The sequence below is a fragment of the Streptomyces caeni genome (genome assembly GCF_042678285.1).
Lineage (GTDB): Bacteria > Actinomycetota > Actinomycetes > Streptomycetales > Streptomycetaceae > Streptomyces > Streptomyces caeni.
The window spans coordinates 25603-46627 of the sequence record NZ_JBHUDX010000068.1 but is presented as its reverse complement, the minus strand read 5'-3'; the positions used below and the strand labels follow the sequence as shown (position 1 = coordinate 46627).

At 74.3% G+C, this 21025-nt stretch carries 19 protein-coding genes; 7 read left to right on the top strand and 12 right to left on the bottom strand.

Going from position 1 to position 21025, the window contains the following annotated elements:
- Nucleotides 1-161: 161 nt before the first annotated feature.
- Nucleotides 162-632: a hypothetical protein gene (locus ACFSL4_RS23775; RefSeq protein ID WP_381086461.1), complete on the bottom strand. Its 471-nt coding sequence runs from the start codon at nucleotides 630-632 to the stop codon at nucleotides 162-164.
- 106 nt (nucleotides 633-738) lie between these two features.
- On the opposite strand from ACFSL4_RS23775, the gene ACFSL4_RS23770 reads away from it, so the two are divergent.
- The 4 genes from ACFSL4_RS23770 (at nucleotide 739) to ACFSL4_RS23755 (ending at nucleotide 6359) form a co-directional block, all read left to right on the top strand.
- On the top strand, nucleotides 739-1122 hold the full coding sequence (locus ACFSL4_RS23770) for an NAD(P)-dependent oxidoreductase (RefSeq protein WP_381086459.1): 384 nt from the start codon (nucleotides 739-741) through the stop codon (nucleotides 1120-1122).
- Nucleotides 1123-1240: 118 nt separating this feature from the next.
- Complete coding sequence (locus tag ACFSL4_RS23765) at nucleotides 1241-2518, top strand: PP2C family protein-serine/threonine phosphatase (RefSeq protein WP_381086456.1); 1278 nt, start codon at nucleotides 1241-1243, stop codon at nucleotides 2516-2518.
- 141 nt (nucleotides 2519-2659) lie between these two features.
- A complete protein-coding gene (locus tag ACFSL4_RS23760) occupies nucleotides 2660-3865 on the top strand; it encodes a hypothetical protein (RefSeq protein WP_381086454.1) in 1206 nt (401 codons plus the stop codon).
- Between the two features lie 649 nt (nucleotides 3866-4514).
- A complete protein-coding gene (locus tag ACFSL4_RS23755; protein WP_381086451.1) occupies nucleotides 4515-6359 on the top strand; it encodes an alkyl/aryl-sulfatase in 1845 nt (614 codons plus the stop codon).
- Between the two features lie 7 nt (nucleotides 6360-6366).
- On the opposite strand, the gene ACFSL4_RS23750 is transcribed toward ACFSL4_RS23755, so the two are convergent.
- The 5 genes from ACFSL4_RS23750 to ACFSL4_RS23730 all read right to left on the bottom strand — a co-directional run bounded on the left by ACFSL4_RS23750 (nucleotide 6367) and on the right by ACFSL4_RS23730 (nucleotide 12228).
- Nucleotides 6367-7710, bottom strand: a complete 1344-nt coding sequence (locus ACFSL4_RS23750) for a helix-turn-helix domain-containing protein (RefSeq protein WP_381086448.1) — start codon at nucleotides 7708-7710, stop codon at nucleotides 6367-6369.
- A gap of 541 nt (nucleotides 7711-8251) precedes the next feature.
- A complete protein-coding gene (locus ACFSL4_RS23745) occupies nucleotides 8252-10297 on the bottom strand; it encodes an NAD(+) synthase (protein ID WP_381086446.1) in 2046 nt (681 codons plus the stop codon).
- Nucleotides 10298-10762: 465 nt separating this feature from the next.
- Entirely contained in the window at nucleotides 10763-11506 is a 744-nt protein-coding gene (locus tag ACFSL4_RS23740) for a DUF4142 domain-containing protein (protein ID WP_381086444.1), read from the bottom strand.
- Nucleotides 11507-11642: 136 nt separating this feature from the next.
- Complete coding sequence (locus ACFSL4_RS23735) at nucleotides 11643-12035, bottom strand: SCO5389 family protein (RefSeq protein ID WP_381086441.1); 393 nt, start codon at nucleotides 12033-12035, stop codon at nucleotides 11643-11645.
- Between the two features lie 34 nt (nucleotides 12036-12069).
- Complete coding sequence (locus tag ACFSL4_RS23730) at nucleotides 12070-12228, bottom strand: hypothetical protein (RefSeq protein WP_381086439.1); 159 nt, start codon at nucleotides 12226-12228, stop codon at nucleotides 12070-12072.
- 204 nt (nucleotides 12229-12432) lie between these two features.
- Here ACFSL4_RS23730 and ACFSL4_RS23725 point away from each other — a divergent pair, with 204 nt between their 5' ends.
- Entirely contained in the window at nucleotides 12433-13458 is a 1026-nt protein-coding gene (locus ACFSL4_RS23725) for a permease (RefSeq protein WP_381086436.1), read from the top strand.
- Complete coding sequence (locus tag ACFSL4_RS23720) at nucleotides 13455-14204, top strand: TIGR03943 family putative permease subunit (RefSeq protein WP_381086433.1); 750 nt, start codon at nucleotides 13455-13457, stop codon at nucleotides 14202-14204. The genes ACFSL4_RS23725 and ACFSL4_RS23720 overlap by 4 nt, the downstream gene beginning before the upstream one ends.
- Nucleotides 14205-14251: 47 nt before the next feature.
- Here ACFSL4_RS23720 and ACFSL4_RS23715 read toward each other — a convergent pair whose 3' ends face one another.
- Both ACFSL4_RS23715 and ACFSL4_RS23710 read right to left on the bottom strand, forming a co-directional pair.
- A complete protein-coding gene (locus ACFSL4_RS23715) occupies nucleotides 14252-14932 on the bottom strand; it encodes a DUF6445 family protein (protein ID WP_381086430.1) in 681 nt (226 codons plus the stop codon).
- An 87-nt stretch (nucleotides 14933-15019) separates the two neighbouring features.
- Entirely contained in the window at nucleotides 15020-16207 is a 1188-nt protein-coding gene (locus ACFSL4_RS23710; RefSeq protein ID WP_381086427.1) for a serine/threonine-protein kinase, read from the bottom strand.
- A 145-nt stretch (nucleotides 16208-16352) separates the two neighbouring features.
- Between ACFSL4_RS23710 and ACFSL4_RS23705 the strand changes: the two genes are divergently transcribed.
- Nucleotides 16353-18188, top strand: a complete 1836-nt coding sequence (locus ACFSL4_RS23705; protein WP_381086424.1) for a hypothetical protein — start codon at nucleotides 16353-16355, stop codon at nucleotides 18186-18188.
- Between the two features lie 33 nt (nucleotides 18189-18221).
- Here ACFSL4_RS23705 and ACFSL4_RS23700 read toward each other — a convergent pair whose 3' ends face one another.
- The 4 genes from ACFSL4_RS23700 to ACFSL4_RS23685 all read right to left on the bottom strand — a co-directional run.
- Nucleotides 18222-18458, bottom strand: coding sequence for a ferredoxin (locus ACFSL4_RS23700; protein ID WP_381086421.1), 237 nt, complete (start codon nucleotides 18456-18458; stop codon nucleotides 18222-18224).
- Nucleotides 18455-19798: an NADH-ubiquinone oxidoreductase-F iron-sulfur binding region domain-containing protein gene (locus ACFSL4_RS23695; RefSeq protein WP_381086418.1), complete on the bottom strand. Its 1344-nt coding sequence runs from the start codon at nucleotides 19796-19798 to the stop codon at nucleotides 18455-18457. Before ACFSL4_RS23695 ends, ACFSL4_RS23700 begins: the two co-directional genes overlap by 4 nt.
- A complete protein-coding gene (locus tag ACFSL4_RS23690; RefSeq protein ID WP_381086415.1) occupies nucleotides 19795-20511 on the bottom strand; it encodes a ferric reductase-like transmembrane domain-containing protein in 717 nt (238 codons plus the stop codon). The genes ACFSL4_RS23695 and ACFSL4_RS23690 overlap by 4 nt, the downstream gene beginning before the upstream one ends.
- Nucleotides 20508-21025 (bottom strand): FAD:protein FMN transferase (locus ACFSL4_RS23685; RefSeq protein ID WP_381086412.1); only part of this gene is annotated, 518 nt, incomplete at its 5' end. The genes ACFSL4_RS23685 and ACFSL4_RS23690, both read right to left, overlap by 4 nt.

Below are 21025 nucleotides of genomic sequence, written 5' to 3'. Positions count from 1 at the left end.
CCTCCGAACGGGTGTTACCTGGTGGTGGGAGAGTTCATCGGCCGGCTCCCGGGAGCGCATCCCGGGCGGCGGGTGAGTGAGGGAGACGCATGAGGCCCCGGGCGTCGTCGTGGGCCGTCGCTCCGGGGCCTTGTGCGCCGCGTGGGCGGGTGAGCCGGAGTTCAGCCCGCCCGCTGCCGTGGGTAGTCCGGCGTGTAGTAGCGGTAGTAGTCGAACAGGAATACGACCACGCCGACCGCGAGCGAGACACCGGACGAACGCAGCACGCTGTGCCCGGTCTGGCTGTACAGGAAACCGAGCGCGATGCCCGTGAACACCGCCCACAGCAGCGCGTGGGCCACGCGTCCCAGCCGCGGTGCCACCCGCAGCAGCCCGATGCACAGTGCCGCGAACACGACCGCGCACACCAGGCCGAAGAACACGTTCCAGCCGGTGATGGGGCCGCCGGAGCGCCGGTTGGCCGCGGCCCAGTAGCCGTAGACGAGCCCGAGCGCGACGGAGCCCGCCACCCTCGCCACCGTGTGCGCGCGCCGGTCGAAGACATCGGGCGGACGGTAGGCCGTGACGGGCGTGCCGGCGGTGGTGACGGGCACGTGTGCGGCGGTCCGCGCCGGGGGTGCCGCATGAGCCATGGGAGCACTCCTCTCTCTCCTCGCCCCCGCTCACCAGCGCACACCTGGCCGGAGCGGTCGGCAAGTCGGGATGCGCGGCCCGCGGGGCCGTGTTTCGCTGGGGCTCATGAGGATCGTGCTGTTCGGGGCGACGGGAATGCCGGGCAGCCGGATCGCCGCCGCGGTGGGGAGTACGGGCGCGCCACCGCGGAACCCGGTGGCCGGCGGCGCGGGCAGCCCGGAGGCCGTGCCGGGCGAGGGACTGTGCGAGCAGCCCGGCTTTCCCGCGGCGTACCGGGCAACGGCACCCGCCCCGGACCGGACGCATGTCTCCCCCGCCGCCGGGATCGGCCCCGGCGAGGCCACGGGCGCGTTCAGGGCGGACGGCGACCGGCTGCCGACCGACGCGGACGGCACCGGCCGCATCAGCGCCGAGGACCACGCGGCCGCGTTCGTCGACGAGCTGGAGCGGGGCACCCGTGCGCGCGTCCGCATGCCCGTCGCCCACTGACGGACGGACGGCAGCGAGGGTGTCCGCCAGGCGACCACCCCACAACCGGCCGGAGGAGAGCCCGGGCGGCCGGGGCGGATCCGCACGCCGGCGGCACGGGCGCGCCCGTCCGGGCGGCATGCCGCTGCCCCCCGGCTCCGTCCCCGACGACCTCGCGCCCGACGGCGCGGCCGGCTCCGCGTACGCACCCGGCCCCGAGACCGGCAGGTCCGGCGAACACCCGCGCGGCCGGCCGCGCGCCCTTGCCGGCAGCCGGCTCGCCCCCGCAGACACCCTGCTCCGGCGGCAGCAACTGCTGCGGGTGCGCGGGCACAGCGTCGCCTGGGTGCCGCCGCTCGCGCTGCTCGTCGCCATCGCCACCGTCGACTGGTACACGACCGGCAGGTTCCGGATCATCTCCTGGGTCGTGCTGGTCCCCGGTATCGCCGCCGCGATCTGCGGGCTGTGGGGCACGATCGCCATCGCCGTCCTGGCCGTCCTCACCTATGAGCTGGAGGACCACGCCTGGCCGCACCAGTTCCATGTCGGTCTGCCGGAGTTCATCCTCGTCGTCGTGGGCAGCGTGCTCGCGGTGCTGGCCTGCGCCGTCCGGGTGCGCGGCGAGCAGCGGATGCTGCACATGCAGGACATCGCCGAGACCATCCGGCACGCGGTGCTGCGTCCGCTGCCGGCCGGCTGGGGCGGCCTCGACCATGCCGCGGTCTACCTCGCCGCCGACAGCGTCGCCCGAGTCGGCGGCGACTTCTACGACATCCAGCCCGGGCCGCACGGCACCCGTGTCCTGCTCGGCGACGTCCAGGGCAAGGGCCTCGGCGCGGTCGAGGCCGCGGCGGCACTGCTCGGCGCGTTCCGCGAGGCGGGGTACCACGAACCCGCCCTGCGGACCATCGCCGACCGGCTGGAGACCCGGATGGTGCGGCACATCCACTACGGCGCGGACGCCGGCCGGGACGAGCGCGACCGCTTCGCCACCGCCGTACTGGCCGGCTTCCCGCCCGACGACCCCACGCACATCGAGGTCGTCAACTTCGGTCACGAGCCGCCGCTGGTGGTCGCCGCCGACGGAGCACGGTCCCTGCCGCCCGGTGGGGGCCTCCCGCTGGGCCTGGCCGACCTGGGCGACGGGCAGCCGCCCACGCTGCGCGTACCGCTCGCGCCCGGCGAGACGCTGCTGCTGGTCACGGACGGGGTGGTCGAGGCGCGCAACGCCGCGGGCGAGTTCTTCCCGCTGCTGGAGGAGGTGGCCCGCGCGGTCGCCGAGGACCCCCGCGCCGCCGAGCCCGGCCGCCTGGTGCGCCTCGTGCGCGACGGCACCCTGCGCCACTGCGGCGGTCACCTGGGGGACGACACGACGATCTTCGCGGTGCGCCGCAGGACCGCGTCCACCGCCCGCTGACACCCGCCGCACCCGGCCGCCGCGCACGCCCCCCGCCGCACAACCCCGTACTCTCGGCGGGCGTTTGCGCTTCCTTCGTCGCCCCTTTGCAGGCGCAGCGGTTACGGTGCTGACGTACGTGATCGATCGGGGAGGGAACGCATGCCCGGAACCGTGCTGCTGCTCGCGGCCTCGCCGGCGGGCAAGGGGTGCCTGGTGGACGCGGCCTCCGTGCTCCCGGTGCTCGCGGCCGTCGCCCCGCCGGTGCTGTCCGGGACGGACACCGCGAACGTGGTCGAACTCGCCGACCCGCTGGAGCCGCAGGCCGTCCTCACCCGGCTGCGCGCCGCGGCGGCCGCCCCCGGCCCGCTGACGGTGTACGTCACCGGGCAGCTGCAGCTCGACCGCCGCCAGCACCTGCCGCACCTGGCGCTGGCCCGCACCACACCCGCGACGGTCCGCTACACCGGCTTCCCCTGGCACTGGATCCGCGAGGAGCTGCGGCTGCGCCCGCCCGGCACCAGCACGGTGTTCGCGGACCTGCACGCCGACCCGGAGACCTGGCGGCACCTGCACACCCTCTCCCAAGCTCTCGGCTTCGCTCGGACGGGGGGTACCCCCATCCTCGACTGCGGGCCCTCGGTCACGCTCTACGGCCGCCTCGCGCCGCCGCCCCCGCGCCGCGCGCCGGCGGCCCCGGCCTATATGAAGGCCCTGGCGACGATCCTGCGCAGCGGCCACCGCCCGGACCCGGCGACCCTCCACCACCAGGCGCTGACCAGGGCGTATGCGGAGGCCGCCCCCCAGGGGGACGTCATCCTCGCACCGGCGTGGAGCGCGCCGTTCCCGCAGGGCGGCTCCCCGGCCCCGCAGACGCCCCGGCCCACCGCACTCTCCACCCCCGCGCCGCCCCCGGCCGCCGTTCCGGCACCGCCCGACCCGCACGCCGCGCTCACGGCCGCCGTTCAGGAAGGGCGGCACGCGGAGGCGGCCGCGCTCGCCGAGCGGTGGGAGCGGGCGGCGGTGCGAGAGCACGGTGCAGGCTCCGAGGAGGCCCTGCACTGGATGGAGGTCCGCGCCGACCTGGCGATGCTCGCCGGGGACCCCGGCCACAGCTGCGAGACCTGGATGGCGGTCGCCGCCGCCCGGCTCTCGGCGGGCCAGGACCCCGGGGATCCGGCGGTGGAGGCGGCCGTCGACCGGGCCCACCACCAGTGGGGCCGCATGCGCGATGTGGCCCGGGCCCGCGCCCTGGGGCCCGCCCTGGCCGGCCTGCGCGAACGGGTGCCGGGCCGCCGCGAGGGCGCGCTCCGGCACGTACGGCTGCACTTGGAGGAACTGAGGCAGGACCAGCGCGTCCCCGGCTAGCCGGCCGGCGCCGGCCGCCGGGGGCCAGGGGCGCCGGGACCCTGGGGGCACTGGGCGTCGCCGATGTGCCGGGTGGGCGGGGCGTCCCCGGCCGGCTGGGAGGGCCTGGTGTGCCGGACCGGCTCCGGCCCCGGGCCGGCGGCCCGGGCGGGGCCCGCGTTGGCCGCTGTGATCAGCGTGGCCACGGCCACGACGGCCGCGCCGAGTCCCCTGACGTACCGCGCGGGGATGTGCCCGTGGTGTACGGGAGGGTGTCCGGGCACGGCAACCGACCTCGCAATGACAGCGACGAATCAAGCACACTTAACGTGTTCCCCAACCTAGGGGCCGGAGTGGCCCGGCGGGAAGAGGGCCAGGCGAAGGACCGGGTCCGCCCCCGGAGAAAGAAGTTGACGAGGGGTCAGCAACCTGCCGCACTCAAGTGCACTTACCCGGCCGGTCCTCACCCGCCCGGTCCTCACCCGCCCGGTCCTCACCCGCCCGGTCCTCACCCGCCCGGTCCTCACCCGCCCGGTCCTCACCCGCCCGGTCCTCATGGGCCCGCTGCCCGGACCGTATCGGTAGCGCGCCGTGCCGGGCCGAGGTCCCGGGCGCCTCGAACGGTCCCCCACCGCTGGCCCCCGGCGTCCCCCGCGTTGAAGCTGGCCCCATGGACGCCCCGCCCCGTGACGGTCTGCCGCCCTTCGAGGACCGGACCGACTTCGACAACGCCGATCGCGGGTTCGTCGCCGCCCTCACTCCCCGGGTGGTGACGACCGAGGACGGGCGCGTGGTGTGGGACGGGGACGCCTACGGTTTCCTGGACGCGGACCGCCCCGGCACCGCGCACCCCAGTCTGTGGCGGCAGTCGCAGCTGTGCGCGCGGCAGGGGCTGTACGAGGTGACCGAGGGCCTCTACCAGGTGCGCGGGCTCGACCTGGCCAATATGACGCTCGTGGAGGGCCACAGCGGCGTCATCGTCGTCGACCCGCTCATCTCCGCCGAGTGCGCGGCGGCCGCCCTCGCCGTCTACCGCAGGGAACGAGGCCCGCGGCCCGTCACCGGGCTGGTGTACACCCACTCCCACGTCGACCACTTCGGCGGCGCGCGGGGAGTGCTGCCGCGCGGCAAGGAGGCGGGTGTGCCGGTCCTCGCCCCAGCCGGCTTCCTGGAGGCCGCGGTCAGCGAGAACGTGTTCGCCGGTCCCGCGGTGGCCCGCCGCTCCGGGTTCGTGCACGGAGTGCGGCTGCCGAAGGCGCCCGACGGGCACATCGGCACCGGTCTCGGCACGATCAGGTCCGGCGGCACGGTCACCCTCGTACCGCCGACCGTCGACATCACGCACACGGGGCAGACGGAGACCGTCGACGGCGTCCGGATGCTGTTCCAGCTGACGCCGGGCACCGAGGCGCCGGCCGAGATGAACTTCCTCTTTTCCGAGCAGCGCGCGCTGTGCCTCGCCGAGAACGTCACACACACCCAGCACAACATCCTGACCCTGCGCGGCGCCCCCGTCCGCGATGCCCGGGTCTGGTCCCGCCACCTCGACGAGGCCATCGACTTCTTCGGAGACGCCTACGACGTGGCCTTCGCCTCCCACCACTGGCCCACCTGGGGGCACGAGAACGTCGTGCGCCTGCTGGCGGAGCAGCGGGACCTGTACGCGTACCTCCACGACCAGACCCTGCGGCTGCTGAACAGCGGCCTGACCGGCCCGGAGATCGCGGAGGAGCTCCGGCTGCCGCCCGCCCTGGAGAACGCCTGGCACGCACGGGGCTACTACGGGTCCCTCAACCACAACGTCAAGGCCGTCTACCAGCGCTACATGGGCTGGTACGACGGCAACCCCGCCCACCTGTGGGAGCACCCGCCGGCCGAACTCGCCAAGCGGTACGTGGAGGTGGCGGGCGGGCCGGGGGCGATGCTCGTGGCGGCCCGCCGGTATGCCGACGCCGGCGACCTGCGCTTCGCCGCCACCCTCCTCAACCACCTCGTCTTCGCCGACCCCGCCGACCAGGAGGCGAAGGAGGCGCTGGCCGGTGTGTACCAGCGGCTCGGGCACGGGGCCGAGAGCGGGTCCTGGCGGAACGTCTATCTGACCGGCGCGCTGGAACTGCGCACGGGCACGGGCGGGGCCGATGTCACCACGGACACCGCCGAGATGACGTCGGCGCTCAGTGTGGGCATGCTGCTGGACTCCATCGCGATCCGCATCGACGGCCCGCGCGCGGCGAACGAGCCGCGGCTGATCATCGACCTGGTCGTGGTCGACGAACAGCGCCGGCACCGGCTCAACCTGGAGCACGGCGCGCTCACCCACCGCAGCCTGCCGCTGCACCGCACGCCGAAGCCGTACGCGGGTCTGACGCTCACCCTGACCCGCCCTGAACTCCTCGGCCTGCTGTCGGGCAAGGGACTCGCGGGCATCGAGACGGAGGGCGACCGGGGCCTGCTGAAGCGGCTGTTCTCGTATGTGACGCAGCCGGAGCGGGAGTTCGCGGTCGTCACACCGTAGGCGCGCCCTACAACGGCGGCTGGGCCGGTGCCGGGCCCAGGGTCGTCGTGCCCGGGGCGGTGCGATGGCCGAGGCCCGTGCGATAGGCGTCCAGGGCCGCCTCCACCCGGCCCGTACGGCGCAGCAGATCGCCGAGCAGCCGGCACAGGTCCGCCAGGTCGCCCGCCGCGCCCGCCCGCTCCAGCAGGCTCAGCGCACGGACGTAGTGCTCCTCCGCGGCCTCCGTGTCGCGCGCGTCCTCCGCGATGATGCCCAGCAGACGGTGCGCGGCGGCGGAGTGCACGGCGCCGCGCTCGGGCCCGATGTCGCCCAGCACCTCGTGCAGCAGGGCCGCCGCCTCGGCCGACTCGCCGCGCCGGTGCAGCACGTCCGCCAGCTCCACCACGGCCTGGCTGCGGTAGAGGGCCGCCCGGGTCGCGGAGAGCATGGCGAGGGCCTCGCGCAACTCGCTCTCGGACCGCTCCAGTTCGCCGTTCTGCGCATACAGGTAGCCGCGCATCCAGTGGCAGTTGGCCAGCTCGGTGCGGATCTGCAGCTGCCGGTAGAGTTCGGCCGCCTTCACCAGGGAGGCGTCCGCCTCCGCGATCCGGCCCTCCGCGATGAGCGTGCGCGCCACCGACCGGTGCATGCGCGCGACCAGTGCCGGGTCCTTGACCTGGGGCGCGAGCGCCAGGGCGAACTCTGCAGCCTGGGCCGCCCGGGCGTGCGCGCCCATGTCCATGTACGGGCCTATGGCGCTCGCGTAGAGCAGCAGCAGGGCGTCCGGGTCGTGCAGTCCTGAGCGATTGAGCTCGTCGAGGGTCGACTCCAGCAGGTAGCAGGCGTAGCGGAGTTCACCGGCGAGGTAGTGGGAGACGGCGCGGCCGCGCAGGGCCGGGACCCGGCTGGGCAGGGGCGCGTCGCCCAGCCGCTCCTCCGCCCGTTCGAAGAACTGCCGTCCGGTCGCCAGGTCGCCCAGCTCCAGCGCGCACTCGCCGAGCCCGAGCAGCGCGGCGGCCTGCTCGGCGACGAGCCCGTGTGCGTCGGCCTCGCCGAGAAGCTCGCGGTACTGCTCGGCGGCGATCTCCGCCTCGCCGGTGGCGAGGGTGCGCTGGGCGTCCGTGAGCCTGAGGCGCAGACCGGTGGCGAGATGGGCCGGGCGGCCGGTGGCCAGCTCGTCGAAGGCGACGCCGAGCCGCCCTGCGAGATGCTTCAGCGCCTCGTCGGACGGGCGGACGCGGCCGGACTCCAGGGTGGAGATGTACGCGGGCGTGTAGGCGGGCTCGGCCAGCTGCTTCTGGGTCAGGCCACGTTCATGCCGCAGCCGCTGCACCCTGCGCCCGATGGTCTCCGGGTCGTCCCGATCCGCCATGCGATTCATCATGCCATTGACGTGCTTTCTGGCTTTGGGGTCCAGGGATTCCGGCCTGGGCCGTGTGACCCTTCCGGGGGCTTCCTGCTTCACCGCGCCGTGCGGGCACGGGGCCCGTCTCACCGACGCTCCACAGGCGTTCGGTGTCTCCGCCCGTCCGGCGGCGACGATCCGGCGTCCTTCGTAGCGGACGTTGCGGACTGCGTAGTGGTCGCGGTCGTGCACGGTCTTGCACTCGCCGCACGTCCATTCACGGACGTGGAGAGGCTTCGGGCCGTCCCGGAACCCGCAGGCCGAGCGGCCGGCGCAGTCTTGAGGTGCATTCAGCCCCGGCGTGGACGCCGGGGCTTTCTGCGAGAGTCCCCGTAAGAAGCGGTGAAGGGGCGGTCTGTCGAGTGACCATGCCTCCTCACACCGGGCACGGGCCGGGGCACGGACACTCCGGCAGGCAGGCGGATCCGGAGTGGGGACGGCCCCCCGTCCGGCACGGGGGCGGCCTGCCCACCCGGATCCGGTCCGCGGGCGGCATGGCGAGCCCGGGCTATCCTTCGGCGTCGGTCGTGTCCCAGCGGGCGAGGTCGCGCAGCCAGGCCCCCGCCGTACTGTCGGACGGCGCGCGCCAGTCGCCGCGCGGCGAGAGGGAGCCGCCGGCCGACACCTTCGGCCCGTTCGGCATGGCCGACCGCTTGAACTGCGCGAACCCGAAGAAGCGGCGGCAGAAGACCTCCAGCCAGTGCCGGATCTCCGGCAGGTCGTAGGCCGTCCTCTTGGGCTCGGGGAAGTTGGGCGGCCACGCCCCCGCGTTCCGGTCGTGCCACGCGTGCCAGGCCAGGAAGGCGATCTTCGACGGCCGGAAGCCGTGGCGGAGCACGTGGAAGAGCGTGAAGTCGTGCAGTGCGTACGGGCCGATCTTGGACTCCGTGGACTGCAGCTCCTCGCCGGGCACGAGCTCCGGGCTGATCTCCGTGTCGAGGATCGCGGTCAGCGTCCGGCCGGTCTGCTCGCCGAACTGCCCGCTGTCGATGACCCAGCGGATCAGATGCTGGATGAGCGTCTTGGGCACGCCGGAGTTGACGTTGTAGTGGCTCATCTGGTCGCCGACGCCGTAGGTGCACCAGCCGAGCGCCAGTTCGGACAGGTCCCCGGTGCCGAGCACGATGCCCCCGCGCTGGTTGGCCAGCCGGAACAGGTAGTCGGTGCGCAGTCCGGCCTGCACGTTCTCGAAGGTGATGTCGTACTCCGGCTCGCCGGCGGAGAACGGGTGGCCGAGCTCCTTGAGCATGAGCCGCGCGGTCGGTGTGATGTCCAGCTCGGCCGCGGTGACGCCGAGCGCGCGCATCAGCTTGTGGGCGTTGTCCTTGGTGTGCTCGCTGGTGGCGAAGCCGGGCAGGGTGAAGGCCAGGATGTCGCTGCGCGGGCGGTCGGCGCGGTCCATCGCCCGGGCGGCGACGATCAGCGCGTGGGTGGAGTCGAGGCCGCCGGACACCCCGATGACGACCTTCGGGCCGCCGATCGCCGCCAGCCGCTGCTGCAGGCCCGCGACCTGGATGTGGTACGCCTCGTAGCAGTCCTGGGCGAGGCGGTCGGGGTCGGCCGGCACGAACGGGAACCGCTCGACCCGGCGCAGCAGCCCGAGGTCCGTCGTCGGCGGGTCGAGCCGGAACGGCACCTGCCGGAAGCCGTCGGTGCGTGCGGCGTGGGCACGGCGGTTGTCGTCGAAGGTGCCCGTCCGACGGCGCTCCTGCTGCAGCAGACCGAGGTCCACGTCGGCCACCGCGTACTGGTCGCCGAGCGGGAACCGGTCGGTCTCGGCCAGCAGGACGCCGTTCTCGTAGATCATGGTCTGCCCGTCCCAGGACAGGTCGGTGGTCGACTCGCCGAGACCGGCCGCCGCGTAGACGTAGGCGGCCAGGCAGCGCGAGGACGCCGAGCGGCACAGCAGCCGCCGGTCCTCGGCCCGGCCGACCGTGATCGGGCTGCCCGAGAGGTTGGCGAGGACGGTCGCACCGGCCAGCGCCGCCTCGGTGCTCGGCGGCACCGGGACCCACATGTCCTCGCAGATCTCCGCGTGCAGCACCAGCCCGGGTACGTCCTGCGCCGCGAAGAGCAGGTCGACGCCGAACGGCACGGTCGCGCCGCCGACGAGGATCGTCCCGCCGCGCTCGTCGTCGCCCGCGGCGAGCTGCCGCCGCTCGTAGAACTCCCGGTAGGTCGGCAGATAGGACTTGGGGGTGACGCCCAGGATCCGGCCGCGGTGCACGATCACCGCGCAGTTGTAGATCCGGTGGCGGTGGCGCAGCGGGGCGCCGACGACGAGCACCGTCATCAGCTCCGCCGACCCGGCCACCACGGTCCGCAGGGCCTCCTCGACCTCGTCGAGCAGCGCGTCCTGCAGCAGGAGGTCCTCGATCGAATAGCCGGTGAGGCAGAGTTCCGGGAAGACGGCGACGGCGACCCCCTGCTCGGCGCATCGGCGCGCCTGCCGCAGCACCGCCTCCGCGTTGGCGGGCGGGTCGGCGATGGCGGCATGGCCGGTGCACGCCGCGATCCGCGCGAAGCCCTGTTCATAGATCGACCAGAAGTTCATACGGGGAACGGTACGGAACCGGTCGTCGTGCCTCGCGTGCAGCGCGGGGCCGGTGCGCCCCGGTCGGCCGATCGGGAGTCCCCCGGCGCCCGGAGCGTCGGAAGGACGCGCACCGAAATGGTCAGAGATTCAACGAGGTTGACAGTGAGTGCCGGGTGATCGACTATGTGCCCGAGCTGTGACTCGCGTGACCGGTGAGTCCGGCGTTTTCTTCGGCCATTCCTCCCGGCCACGGTCCCGGCGGCTTTGTGCTGCCCTTCGCCGTCGTCCGGGTGCGGGCGTATGACGATGGGGGACCTCATGCCCGGTGCGGGACACGTGTCACCGTACGGCACCGTCTGACCCCTATCCCGTATCCCGTATGACGCCTCCTGCGTCCCTTCGGCCATCCTCCACGGGCCCGGCGCTCTTCTCCCCCGGTGAGCGCCGGGCCCGCCTTTCTCCGCTCGTGGGGGCAGCCGGCCCTCAGCCCAGGGTCGGCTGCGGCGACGGCATCGTCGAGGGCGGCGGGGTGAAGCCCGCCGGCGGGGAGAGGATCACGGTCGGCTCGCCCGGCTGCGGGACCGGCGGGGTCATGTCGCTGCTCGGGAGCTTCGGCGGGGTCGTCTCCTGGAACAGGACCTGGTCGAAGTTCACGAGGCCCGTCTGCTCCAGCACCGTGATGTGGTCGAGGACCGTGTCGTTGGCCTGGTCGGCCAGCCGGCGGACCAGGGTGTTCTTCGTGGTGGCGCGGATGTCGGCGATGGCCGGGAAGATCTGGCCGTGCGTCACGCGCAGGATGTTGGCGAGGTCCTCGTCGAACTTCTTGCCCGTGTCCGCGGTCAGCGTCTGCACGAAGCCCTGCTGCTGGGGGCTCGGCTGGTTCGGCAGGATGATGCCCAGCTGCGCGGCCACCTTGCGGCAGGTGGCGTCGAGGTTGGCGTGTCCGTCGATCAGGTGCTGCCCGGCGGTGCGGACGGCCTGCGTCGTGCCCTTCTTCAGGGCCATCTCCCCGGACGGGAACTCCCACAGGCCCGCGGCCCGCACCTTGACGACGAAGTCGCGGTCCGCCTCGGTCAGCGGTCCCGAGGAGGTGGTGGCGATCACGCGGGACGGCGCGCTCGAGACCTTCTGCACGCCCAGCATCGACGGATAGACGAGCGCCGTCAGCGTCATCGTCAGGGCACCCGCCAGGAAGAGGGTTCCCGCCGCGTTCCGCGAAATGCGCATGGCACCTCCTGATTGCTCCGACGTCCAGAAGTACGGGCCCGACGGTGTGGGGAGCCTCTTGAACAGGCAAAATTCCGCGGCTCACGGTGTGGGAGTCGTCACACCGTGAGCCGCACGGGGCCGGCCCCGGGAGCGGTCAGCAGTCGCGCAGTCCGGGTGACTGGTTGAGGATCTGTGCGCGCGGCGACGTGAAGCGCGTGTGGGTCTCGCAGCCGCGGTCCTCGGGACGGAAGACGGCCACCCGGTGGCAGTTCTGGAAGGCGAGGGCCACCCCGAAGTGGCGCTCCAGGCCGCCCCGGATCGCGTCGCTGGACAGCGCCCGCAGGAGCTGCCCGCGCTCCCTCTCCGACGGCGGCGGGGTCCGGTTGTCGGCGAACTCGGCCGATCCGGAGTCCAGTTCGGCCGCCAGGCGGGCGATCAGGTCGTATGCGTACGGCAGGGACGTACGGACTGTTTCCAGGAAGTCCTCCTGCCGGATTGGACCCGACTCGGCTTCGGCGAGCAGCTGGGGGGAGACGTCGAGCGACATAGGGGGCCGTCCTGTCTGTGAGGGGTGGGGTGGTTCACCGGGTGGTGCATCGAGTGGACTGGAACGCCTCCGGGCCGTGCCGGAAGCCCGGGTCGACCTGGGAGGCGAGGGCGTGGCCGGTGGCCCGGTCGGCCCAGGCGGCGGCGTTGCGCAGATGGAAGGAGACGTCGTGCTCCCGGTACTGGCGGTGCACGGAGACGCTCTTGGGGTTGTCCGCCGTTCCCGCGGCAGGCGGTGTCCCGAGGGGGCGGCTCTCGCGGGCCGGCCGGCCTCCTCCGGCAGTCCGCACGCTACATGAAAATGAATCCCATTGCTGACAAGTAAGGGTGTGGCGGTACGGGGTGTGGGACCGGTGACCGCTATGTTCGGTCAGACGATCTGACAATCCGGAGCGAGGATGCAGAAGACGGATGAACCGACGCAGACGGTCGCCGTGGCCCCCACGGCGACCGCCGACGCGCCCATACCCCCCAAGCCCCTGCCCTGGCCGCTCCTCGCCGCGCTCCCCGTGGTCGCCTCCGCCGCGACCGTCGTCGCCGTCCGGGGCCCGGACGACCCGGCGGTCGCCGCCTGGCGGACGGTGTGTCTCGCCGTCACCGTGCAGGCGCTGCCGTTCCTGCTGCTCGGCACGGCCCTGTCCGGCGCGATCAACGCGTTCGTGCCGGCGCGTGTGTTCAGCCGGGTGCTGCCCAAGCGGCCCGCGCTCGCGGTCCCGGTGGCAGGAGTCGCCGGCGTGGTGCTGCCCGGCTGCGAGTGCGCGTCGGTGCCGGTCGCGAACAGCCTGATCCGCCGCGGTGTCACCCCGGCCGCCGCGTTCGCGTTCCTGCTGTCGGCACCGGCGGTCAACCCTGTCGTGCTGACCGCCACGGCCATCGCCTTCCCCGGCAGCCCCGCCATGGTGGCGGCCCGGCTGCTCGCCTCGCTCGCCACCGCCGCCGTGATGGGCTGGCTGTGGCTCTGGCTGGGGCGCGAGGAGTGGCTGCGGCCCGTCGTGCGCCACACCGGGCACCGGCCGGGACACAGCCGGCTGCGGGAGTTCCGGCTCGGCTTCCAGCACGACTTCCTGCACGCGGGCGGCTTTCTCGTCCTGGGGGCCATGGCCGCCGCCACGTTCAACGTGGTGGTTCCGCGTTCGGTGCTCGACGCCTTCTCCGGCTCGCCCTGGCTGTCGGTGCTCTTCCTGGCGGGCCTCGCCGTCGTCCTCGCGGTCTGCTCGGAGGCCGACGCGTTCGTGGCCGCCTCGCTCAGCGGCTTCTCGCCCGTGGCACGGCTGGCGTTCATGGTGGTCGGGCCGATGGTCGACCTCAAGCTGATCGCCCTTCAGGCCGGTACGTTCGGCCGGGCCTTCGCGTTCCGCTTCTCCTCCGCGACCACCGTGGTCGCCGTCGTCTGCAGCGCGCTGATCGGAGGGGCCCTGCTGTGAAACGCTCTGCCCAGGTGGCCGTGGTCGTCCTCAGCGGGCTGGGCCTGCTGCACGCATCCCTCTTCACCGACCTGTACCTGCGGTACGTCAAGGAGGGGCTGCGCCCGCTGCTGATCGCGTCGGGGGTGCTGCTGCTCGTGCTGGGGGTGGCGGGGGCGGTTCCCGCCCGGGAGGGGGAGGAACACGAGGACGGTGACGGCGGCGGACCGGACGGGCACGCGCACGGCCACGACCACTCCACGGTGCCCCACATCGCCTGGCTGCTGCTCCTGCCGGCGCTCAGCCTGCTCCTCTACGCGCCGCCCGCCCTCGGCGCCTACACCGCCGCGCGCGAGGCGCCCAGGACGGTGCGGGTGCAGGAGCGGTTCGACCCGCTGCCCGCGACCTCCCCGCTGCCCATGACCCTCACGGACTTCACCACCCGGGTGCAGCAGGACCACACGCGGGCCATCGAGGGGCGCACCGTCCGGATGACCGGTTTCGTCACGCCCGGCAAGGGGAGCGGCTGGGACCTGACCCGGCTCATCCTCTCGTGCTGCGCGGCGGACGCGCAGTCGGTGAAGGTGCGGATGTACGGGGGTCCCGGGCTCCCCGCCGACACCTGGGTGACGGTCACCGGTACCTGGCACCCCGGCGGCACCCTCGGCACGGCCTCGGCGCCGGTCGCGCTGGACGTCCGTACCGTCGAGCGGGTCCCCCGGCCGGTGAACGGGTACACGGACGCCCTTCCGCTCACCCCGCGCTGACGACGAGTTCCCCGGCCCGGCTCCGGGCCGGGGCCGGCTTCCGGTGGTCAGGCCATCCAGAAGAAGACGGCCGTCATGCGCTTCTCCTCCAGGGTGCTGCCCCAGTAACCGGTCGCGCTGTGCATGATGTTGGCCTTGTACAGGAGCAGCCGGTTGTAGCGCTGCGGCACACGTACGTCCTCGGTGAACGCGTCCTCCGGCACGTACCGCGTGCCCAGCGCCTCGACCAGGTTGTTGTGCGGTGCCTGCACCAGGTTGCCGCCGAGGACGCCGCCCGGCAGGCTCTGCCGGTAGAAGCTGGTGCCGCAGTCCTTGGGAATGCCGGGGCTGAGGTAGAGCACCGCGGCGTAGCGGCACAGCGCGCGCGAGTCGGTGTGCGGTCGCGGTTCGCCCTCGTGCTCGCCGACGACCTGGACGCAGTTGTGGTTGAGGGTGCCGCCGCCGGGGGCCGTCTCCTGCCACAGCCGCCGCGCACCCGTCTCCTTGCGCACCAGCCGTTCCACGCGGTCGAGTTCGCCCGGTTCGAGCCCCGGCATGGTCCGCAGCCCCGGCCAGCTCTCCTGCGTGTACGGGTACCCCTCGGTCCAGTCGTCCTTCGCCAGACACCGGGCCCTGACCTCGTCGATGTTGGGCAGCACGCCGTCGAGGACCCAGTAGTCGCGGCCACGCGTGGGCTTGCGGTACGGAAGGACGGGCAGGCGTGAGGGAGGCGGGGGCTGTGGGGGCATGCGCGTGACCATACAGTTCGCGTCTGCCGCCTTTTCTCTTCTCCCGGTCAATCTTCCGTCAACTCAGCGCCCCTGGACGCCGGGATTTCAGAACATCGCCATGCCCACGAGCATCGCGACGAGGAACAGCACCGCCGCGGCGACCAGCCCCACCACGCGCGGCCTGCGGGCGGCGAGCACGCGGAGCGAGGGCCCTTCGCGCCGGGTGCCGGCCGGGGCGCGGTCGCGGCGGCCTCCCGCGGGCGGGCGTTCCCCGTGGCCCGCCACGGAAGGACGCTCCCGATGGGCCGCCGCCGGCGGCCGCTGGCGATGGGCCGCCCGGTGGCCGCCCGGGGGCGTGGGCGCGGAGGGGAGCTTGTACGTCGTCGCCGGCCCCGGCCCCGTCCGGGGCGGCACCGGCGGTTCCGGGACCGCCAAAGGCACGTGCTGGGGCGCCGGGGCGGCGGCCGGGAGCGGTTCGGGGCGGCCGCGCCAGGCACCGGCGCCGAACCAGTCGGCGGCCTGCCGGGCGGTGGGCCGCTCCTCGGGCCGCTTGGCGAGCAGGCCGAGGAGGTAGTTCTCGAAGGCGGGCGGCAGCACGGCACCCAGCTCGCGCGGCGGGACGGGCGGCGTGTCGAGATGGTGGTGCAGGATCGCGATCGGGGTGTCGGCCAGGAACGGGGGCCGCCCGGTGAGGAGTTGGTAGAGCACGCAGCCCAGGGAGTACACGTCGCTGGCCGGCCCCGCGGGCTTGCCCAGGGCCCGCTCGGGCGCGATGTACAGGCTCGTACCGACGATCTGCCCGGTCGCCGTGAGCGCGCCCGACGGGTCGTCCATGAAACGGGCGATGCCGAAGTCGCCGATCTTCACCGTGCCCTTGGCGTCCAGGAGGAGGTTGCCCGGCTTGATGTCCCGGTGCACGATGCCCTGTTCGTGCGCGACGGCGAGCCCGGCCGCCGCCTGCGCGGCGATGCCCGCGACCCTTTCGGCGGGCAGCGGACCGTCGTCGGACAGCACCTTGGCGAGGCTGTCGCCCTCCACCAGCTCCATCACCAGGAACAGCCGGCCGCCCTGCTCCCCGAAGTCGAGGACTCCGACGACATGCGGGTGGTGGAGCCGGCCCGCGGTCTGGGCCTCCAGGCGGAAACGGGAGTCGGCGGTCGGGTCGGTGCCCTGGGCGAGCAGGAGTTTGACGGCGACGGGCCGGCCGAGCATCTGGTCGTAAGCACGCCAGACCTCGCCCATCGCGCCACGTCCGATGGCGGTGTTCAGCTGGTACCGGCCCGCGATCAGCACCTGTTGTTCATCCTCATGCCGTGACTCCGCCGGGGCGGATGATGGTGGGGTGCCGCGGCGCTCCCAGACTACTGGTACCGCGGCGCTGTTCGATCACGTCTCCCCCGGGGAAAGGGAGATGAAGACGTGGTCGCATAATCCTCGCGTGTCCGACACTCCTGTTCCGATACCTTTCGACGCCGCCCCCGCTGACGCCCCCGCCTGGAATTCCGCCGACGCCGCCGCATGGACCGCGAGCCGGCCCGCCCCGTGGGCCCGGCCCCGCTGGTCCGTCCTGGCGCTGGTCGCCACCATGGCCATGACCGTCGCGGCCGAGCCCGTCCCCGTGTGCAGCGAGGCGGCCCCTTGCGGCCCCGACTGGCCCGGCATGCTCCAATGGGGCCTCGCTCTGGGCCTGTTGTACTGGTACGTCCGGCTGCCGGAGCTGGTCCTGGTCGCCGCGCCCGCCCTCGCGGCCATGGTGGTGGCGGGTGAGCTGCCGGGCGCCGGCGGGACGGAGCGGCTCGCGAACCTGGCGGTGTCCGCGGCGCTCGCCCTCGGCTGGGCCGCGGCCTTCGCCCGGCTGACCGCCCGGCGGCGGCAGCGACTCCTCGCCGAACGCGCCGCGGGCGCCCGGCATCCGTTGCCGGAACCCGTCGGTCCGCTGACCCGGGGGGTGCTGCCCGTCGTCATCGGCCTGGTCCTGTGCGCCGTGGCCGCGGGCGCGGTCGTGCTCGGCCTGCGCGGCATCCACGCCGACGAGCGGCACGCGGTCCGGGCCGACCGCGTCACGACCCGGGTGACCGGCCGGGACGACGAGTCGGTGCACGTCCGCACCGAGGACGGACGGCCCCTGAACATCCCGTCCGTGTACCCCGAGGACTACGGTGCCGGAACCACCGTGACCGTGCTGGAGGACGGCGGGTGGCGGCGGCTGTCGGCCGAGTCCTACGACGCCTCCGGCTGGCAGCTGCTGACCCTGGCCGCCGGGCTCCCCGGAATCTCCCTGCTGGCCGTGGGGGTACTCTCCCGCCGCCGTGCCGCGGTCCTGCGCCGCGCCCCCGTGCCCGCCCTGCGCGTGCGGGAACGAGTCGCCCACGACGGCCGCACCTGGGTGTACGCGGCCGACGACGCGGCAGGCCGCACACCGCTGTTCAGTTGCGTCTGCGTGCCGGCGCTCGGTCCGGAGGACGAACACGGCTTCTGGTACGCCGACTTCGGGGATCCGTACGACGAGGACGAACCGGTTCTCCTGGACACGCGGGTGCGCGCGGCCGTCATGTTCGGGGCCCCGTACGAGGGTGCGGAACTGTACTTCCGCACGGCCGAGACGGACGGTACGCCACTGCTCATCCGCACCTGCGCCCCCGTACGGCTGCCCCGGGCGGGCCGGGGTCCGCTCCTGGAGCTCCCAAAGGAGCCGTCGGCCGGGCACCCGGCCGACCCGGCAGCCGGCCCGCTCAAGCCCCTGGACGGTCCGAGGCACTGGGGCCCGGGCAAGGGGTTCCGGGCGGCGGGAGCAGCCTTCGCCCTGATCGTGGTGGCGGGGGTCCGGTTCTTCGCCGGTGAACTGGCGGCGGAGGGGTTCGGCTGGCGCGTCGTCCTGCTTCTGGGCCCTCTCACCTTCGTCAGCCTCGCGGCCACCCTGCTCAACTGGCGGATCACCGCGGACGCCTCGGGACTGTGGCTGGCCGGGGCCTGGAGGGTGCGGCACGTGCCGTGGGAGCGACTGCAGTCGGCCGTGTGCACACGGGAGGGCGGCGTCCGGATCCGGGTCGCCGGTGAGGAGACCTGGGAGCTGCACGGACTCGGTGCGCTGTGGCTGGAACGCCTGCGGCGGCGGCCTTCCTCGTACGCCCTGATGGCGGACGAGATCACCGCCCTCGGGGCGCATCCGGAACTGCGCCCCGCCGGGATCTGCCCGTCGCCGGAGCGCGGGCTGCCGATGGGCCCGCCGCTGCTCGCGCTCACCGTCGTGGTCGCTCTCACGGCGTTCCTGTGAGCCGGGACCCGGCGGTGGCCGCCGGGCCCCCGGTCAGCGGCGGGCGCGGTCCGTACGCAGGGCCAGGACCGGGCAGGCGGCGACGGCACGGCGGGCGTGCCCGCGCAGATGCGGGGGCACCGTGGTGTCCTTGAGGATCGGATAGCCCCACTCGTCGAGGTCGATGAGTTCGGGGAGCACTTCGGCGCACAGACCGCGGCCCGTGCAGGCGATGCGGTCGATGCGCAGGGTGCGGGCGCGGTGGTGGGCGCCGGTGTGGGTGTGGGTCATCGCCATGTCTCCGGGGCCGTGGCGGGTGGTACGGGAAGCAGGGGCGGCCGGCGGGCGGCGGCGCAGGCGCCGTGGGCCAGGTGGTGCTCGACGTCGTCGGCGAAGCAGCGCAGGGCGGACGCGGCGAGTCGGGCGGCGCCGTCGGGATGGCGGCAGGCGCCCCGGTCCGGCAGCAGACCGGTGCGGTGGCGCAGCCGCGTCAGGAGCCCCGGGCCGGCCCGCCCCGCGGCCAGCGCGCCGAAGTCGTCGGCCACCGCGGGCAGTCCGAGGCGGCAGGGGCCGCACTGGCGGGCGCTGTGAGCGGCCAGATAGCCGAGGATCCGGGCCGTCTCGGTGAGCCCGCAAGCGTGGCGGGGAAGCGCGGCGACCACGCCCGCGCCGGGCGCGGCGCCCAGCGGGGCCAGGTCACGCCGGGTCAGGGGGGTGTCCAGGTGCTCCGCCGGGAGCCAGGTGCCGGCGAAGCCGCCGACCAGCAGCGCCCGCAGCGGCTCGGTGGGTCCGGCGGCGCGTTCCAGGACCGCGCCGAGCGGTGTGCCGAGGGCGACCTCCAGTACACCGGGGGCACCGACGGCACCCGAGACGGTGACGAGCACGGTGCCCGGCTCGTCCGCCGTGCCCGCCTGCCGGAACCAGCCCGGTCCGTAGCGGGCGAGGAGGGCCAGATGGGCGAGGGTCTCGGCGTTGTGGACCAGCGTGGGGCGCCGTGCGACGCCGCGCTCATGGCTGCGCGGCGGGCTGCCCAGCGGACGGGCCGGACCCCCGTTCAGCCAGCTCACCAGCGACGTCGACTCGCTGGAGACATAGGAGTGCGGAAGCGCGTGCAGCCGCACCGCGACGCCGTCGAGGCCGGCGCGCCGGCGGACGTCCACCGCGGCGCCCAACTGCCGGTGCTGGACGGAGCGGTCGCGAGGCAGGCACACATGGACGACATCGGCGCCGACCGCGGCCGCGGCCAGCACGGCACCGTCGAGGACGAGATGGGGCGCGACGGCGAGCAGGAACTGGTCCTTGCGGCTGGCGGGTTCGCTCTCCATGGCGTTGACGACGACCACGGCGCGCCCCCGCCGTGCCGCCACCGCGCGCAGCTTGCGGGCGGTCGGGAACCCGGCGCCGCCGCGGCCGGTCAGCCCGGCCGCTTCCACGGCCCGGACCAGCGGCATGGAGGTGCGGGTGCCGGTCGACGCGGCGACGGGGGGCGGCCCGTAGCGGTCCAGGTGCTCCTCCAGCGTGGCGGGCCGGCCGGTGGCGTACCAGCCCGCCAGCAGACGGGCGGCCGGGGTCTCGCCGGGAGCGGACGCCGGGCGGTACGGCGCGGCGGACGCCGGGCCCCGGAGGCTCACCGTCCACCTCCGGACTGGACCGCCGTCATGGCCGCGGCACGCTGCGCCCAGCCGGGCTGCAACGGCCCGGTGGCGAGGAACGCGGTGAGCAGCACCGGTACGGCCGCCGTGGCCACGGCGGCGGTGAGCCGTCCGGCGGCATGTCCCGGGCCGGCCGTGGCCAGCCGCCACCACACGGCCGCGACGACGGCGGCGAGGGATCCGGCGTAGAGCCAGAGCTGGAGGGGCAGCCGGGTGTCGGTGCCGGTTCCGGCGCTGTGGAAGAGGGCGAGCGGCCAGGCCGCGTAGGCCAGCCAGTGCACGGCCTTCCAGCGGCGCGCCCCGAGCCGCAGCCGCACCGCGCTGGTGACCGCGACCGCCAGCAGCAGATCGAGCGCGACCGTGCCCAGGCCGAGCCAGAGCGGACGGTAGGAGGCGCCGAACGGCACCACGGACACCGCCCAGCCCAGGCGGACGAACGGGTCGAGCACCGCGGTGGCCACGTGCACCGCGAGGAACACCAGTGTGAGCAGGGACAGGTTGCGGTGCAGCAGCCCGATCTCGAAGCGGCCGGCCCGGCGCGGTGCGGCCCGCCCCCCGGAGGCGATGCCGAGCGCCACGGTGGCGGTGAGCAGCAGCAGTGCCACGGTGCCGCCCGCGCGGCTGGCGTACCACAGGGGGCTGCCGGCCGAGGCCAGGGTCGTCAGGGGCGTCATGGTCGTCATGGCGGTCATCGGGGCCCTCCGGGAGTGGTCTGCCGGCCCGGGCCGGAGCCGGGGGCGCTGTCGGGGGCGGCGTTGGGGGCGGGAGAGCCGGTGGAGGGTGCGGGGGCGTCGGGGGGCCAGCCGCCGACGCGCACGACGCGGCCGTGGAGGTCCACCAGCCGGGCGGGGAGCGCAGCGCGGCGCAGCCGGTCGACGGCTCCCTCGCCCCGTACGATCGCCGCCGTGGCGGCCGCGTTGGCGTCCACGCAGGTGGCCGCCGCGACGGTGACCGTGCGCCAGACGGGCGTGGCGGGCTCGCCGGTCGCCGGATCCACGATGTGGTGCAGGGCGCGTCCGGCCCGGCGCCAGGTGCGCACCCGGACACCGGAGGTCGCCAGTCCCCCGTCGGTCACCGCCACGGCGGGGCCGCCGTCCGGGTCGGGCCGGGCGTGGTCGTCGGCGAGGGCGATCCGCCAGCCGTCGTCCGGCGCCGGTCCCGCGACGGAGATGTCACCGCCCAGGTTGACCAGCACCCCGCAGCCGA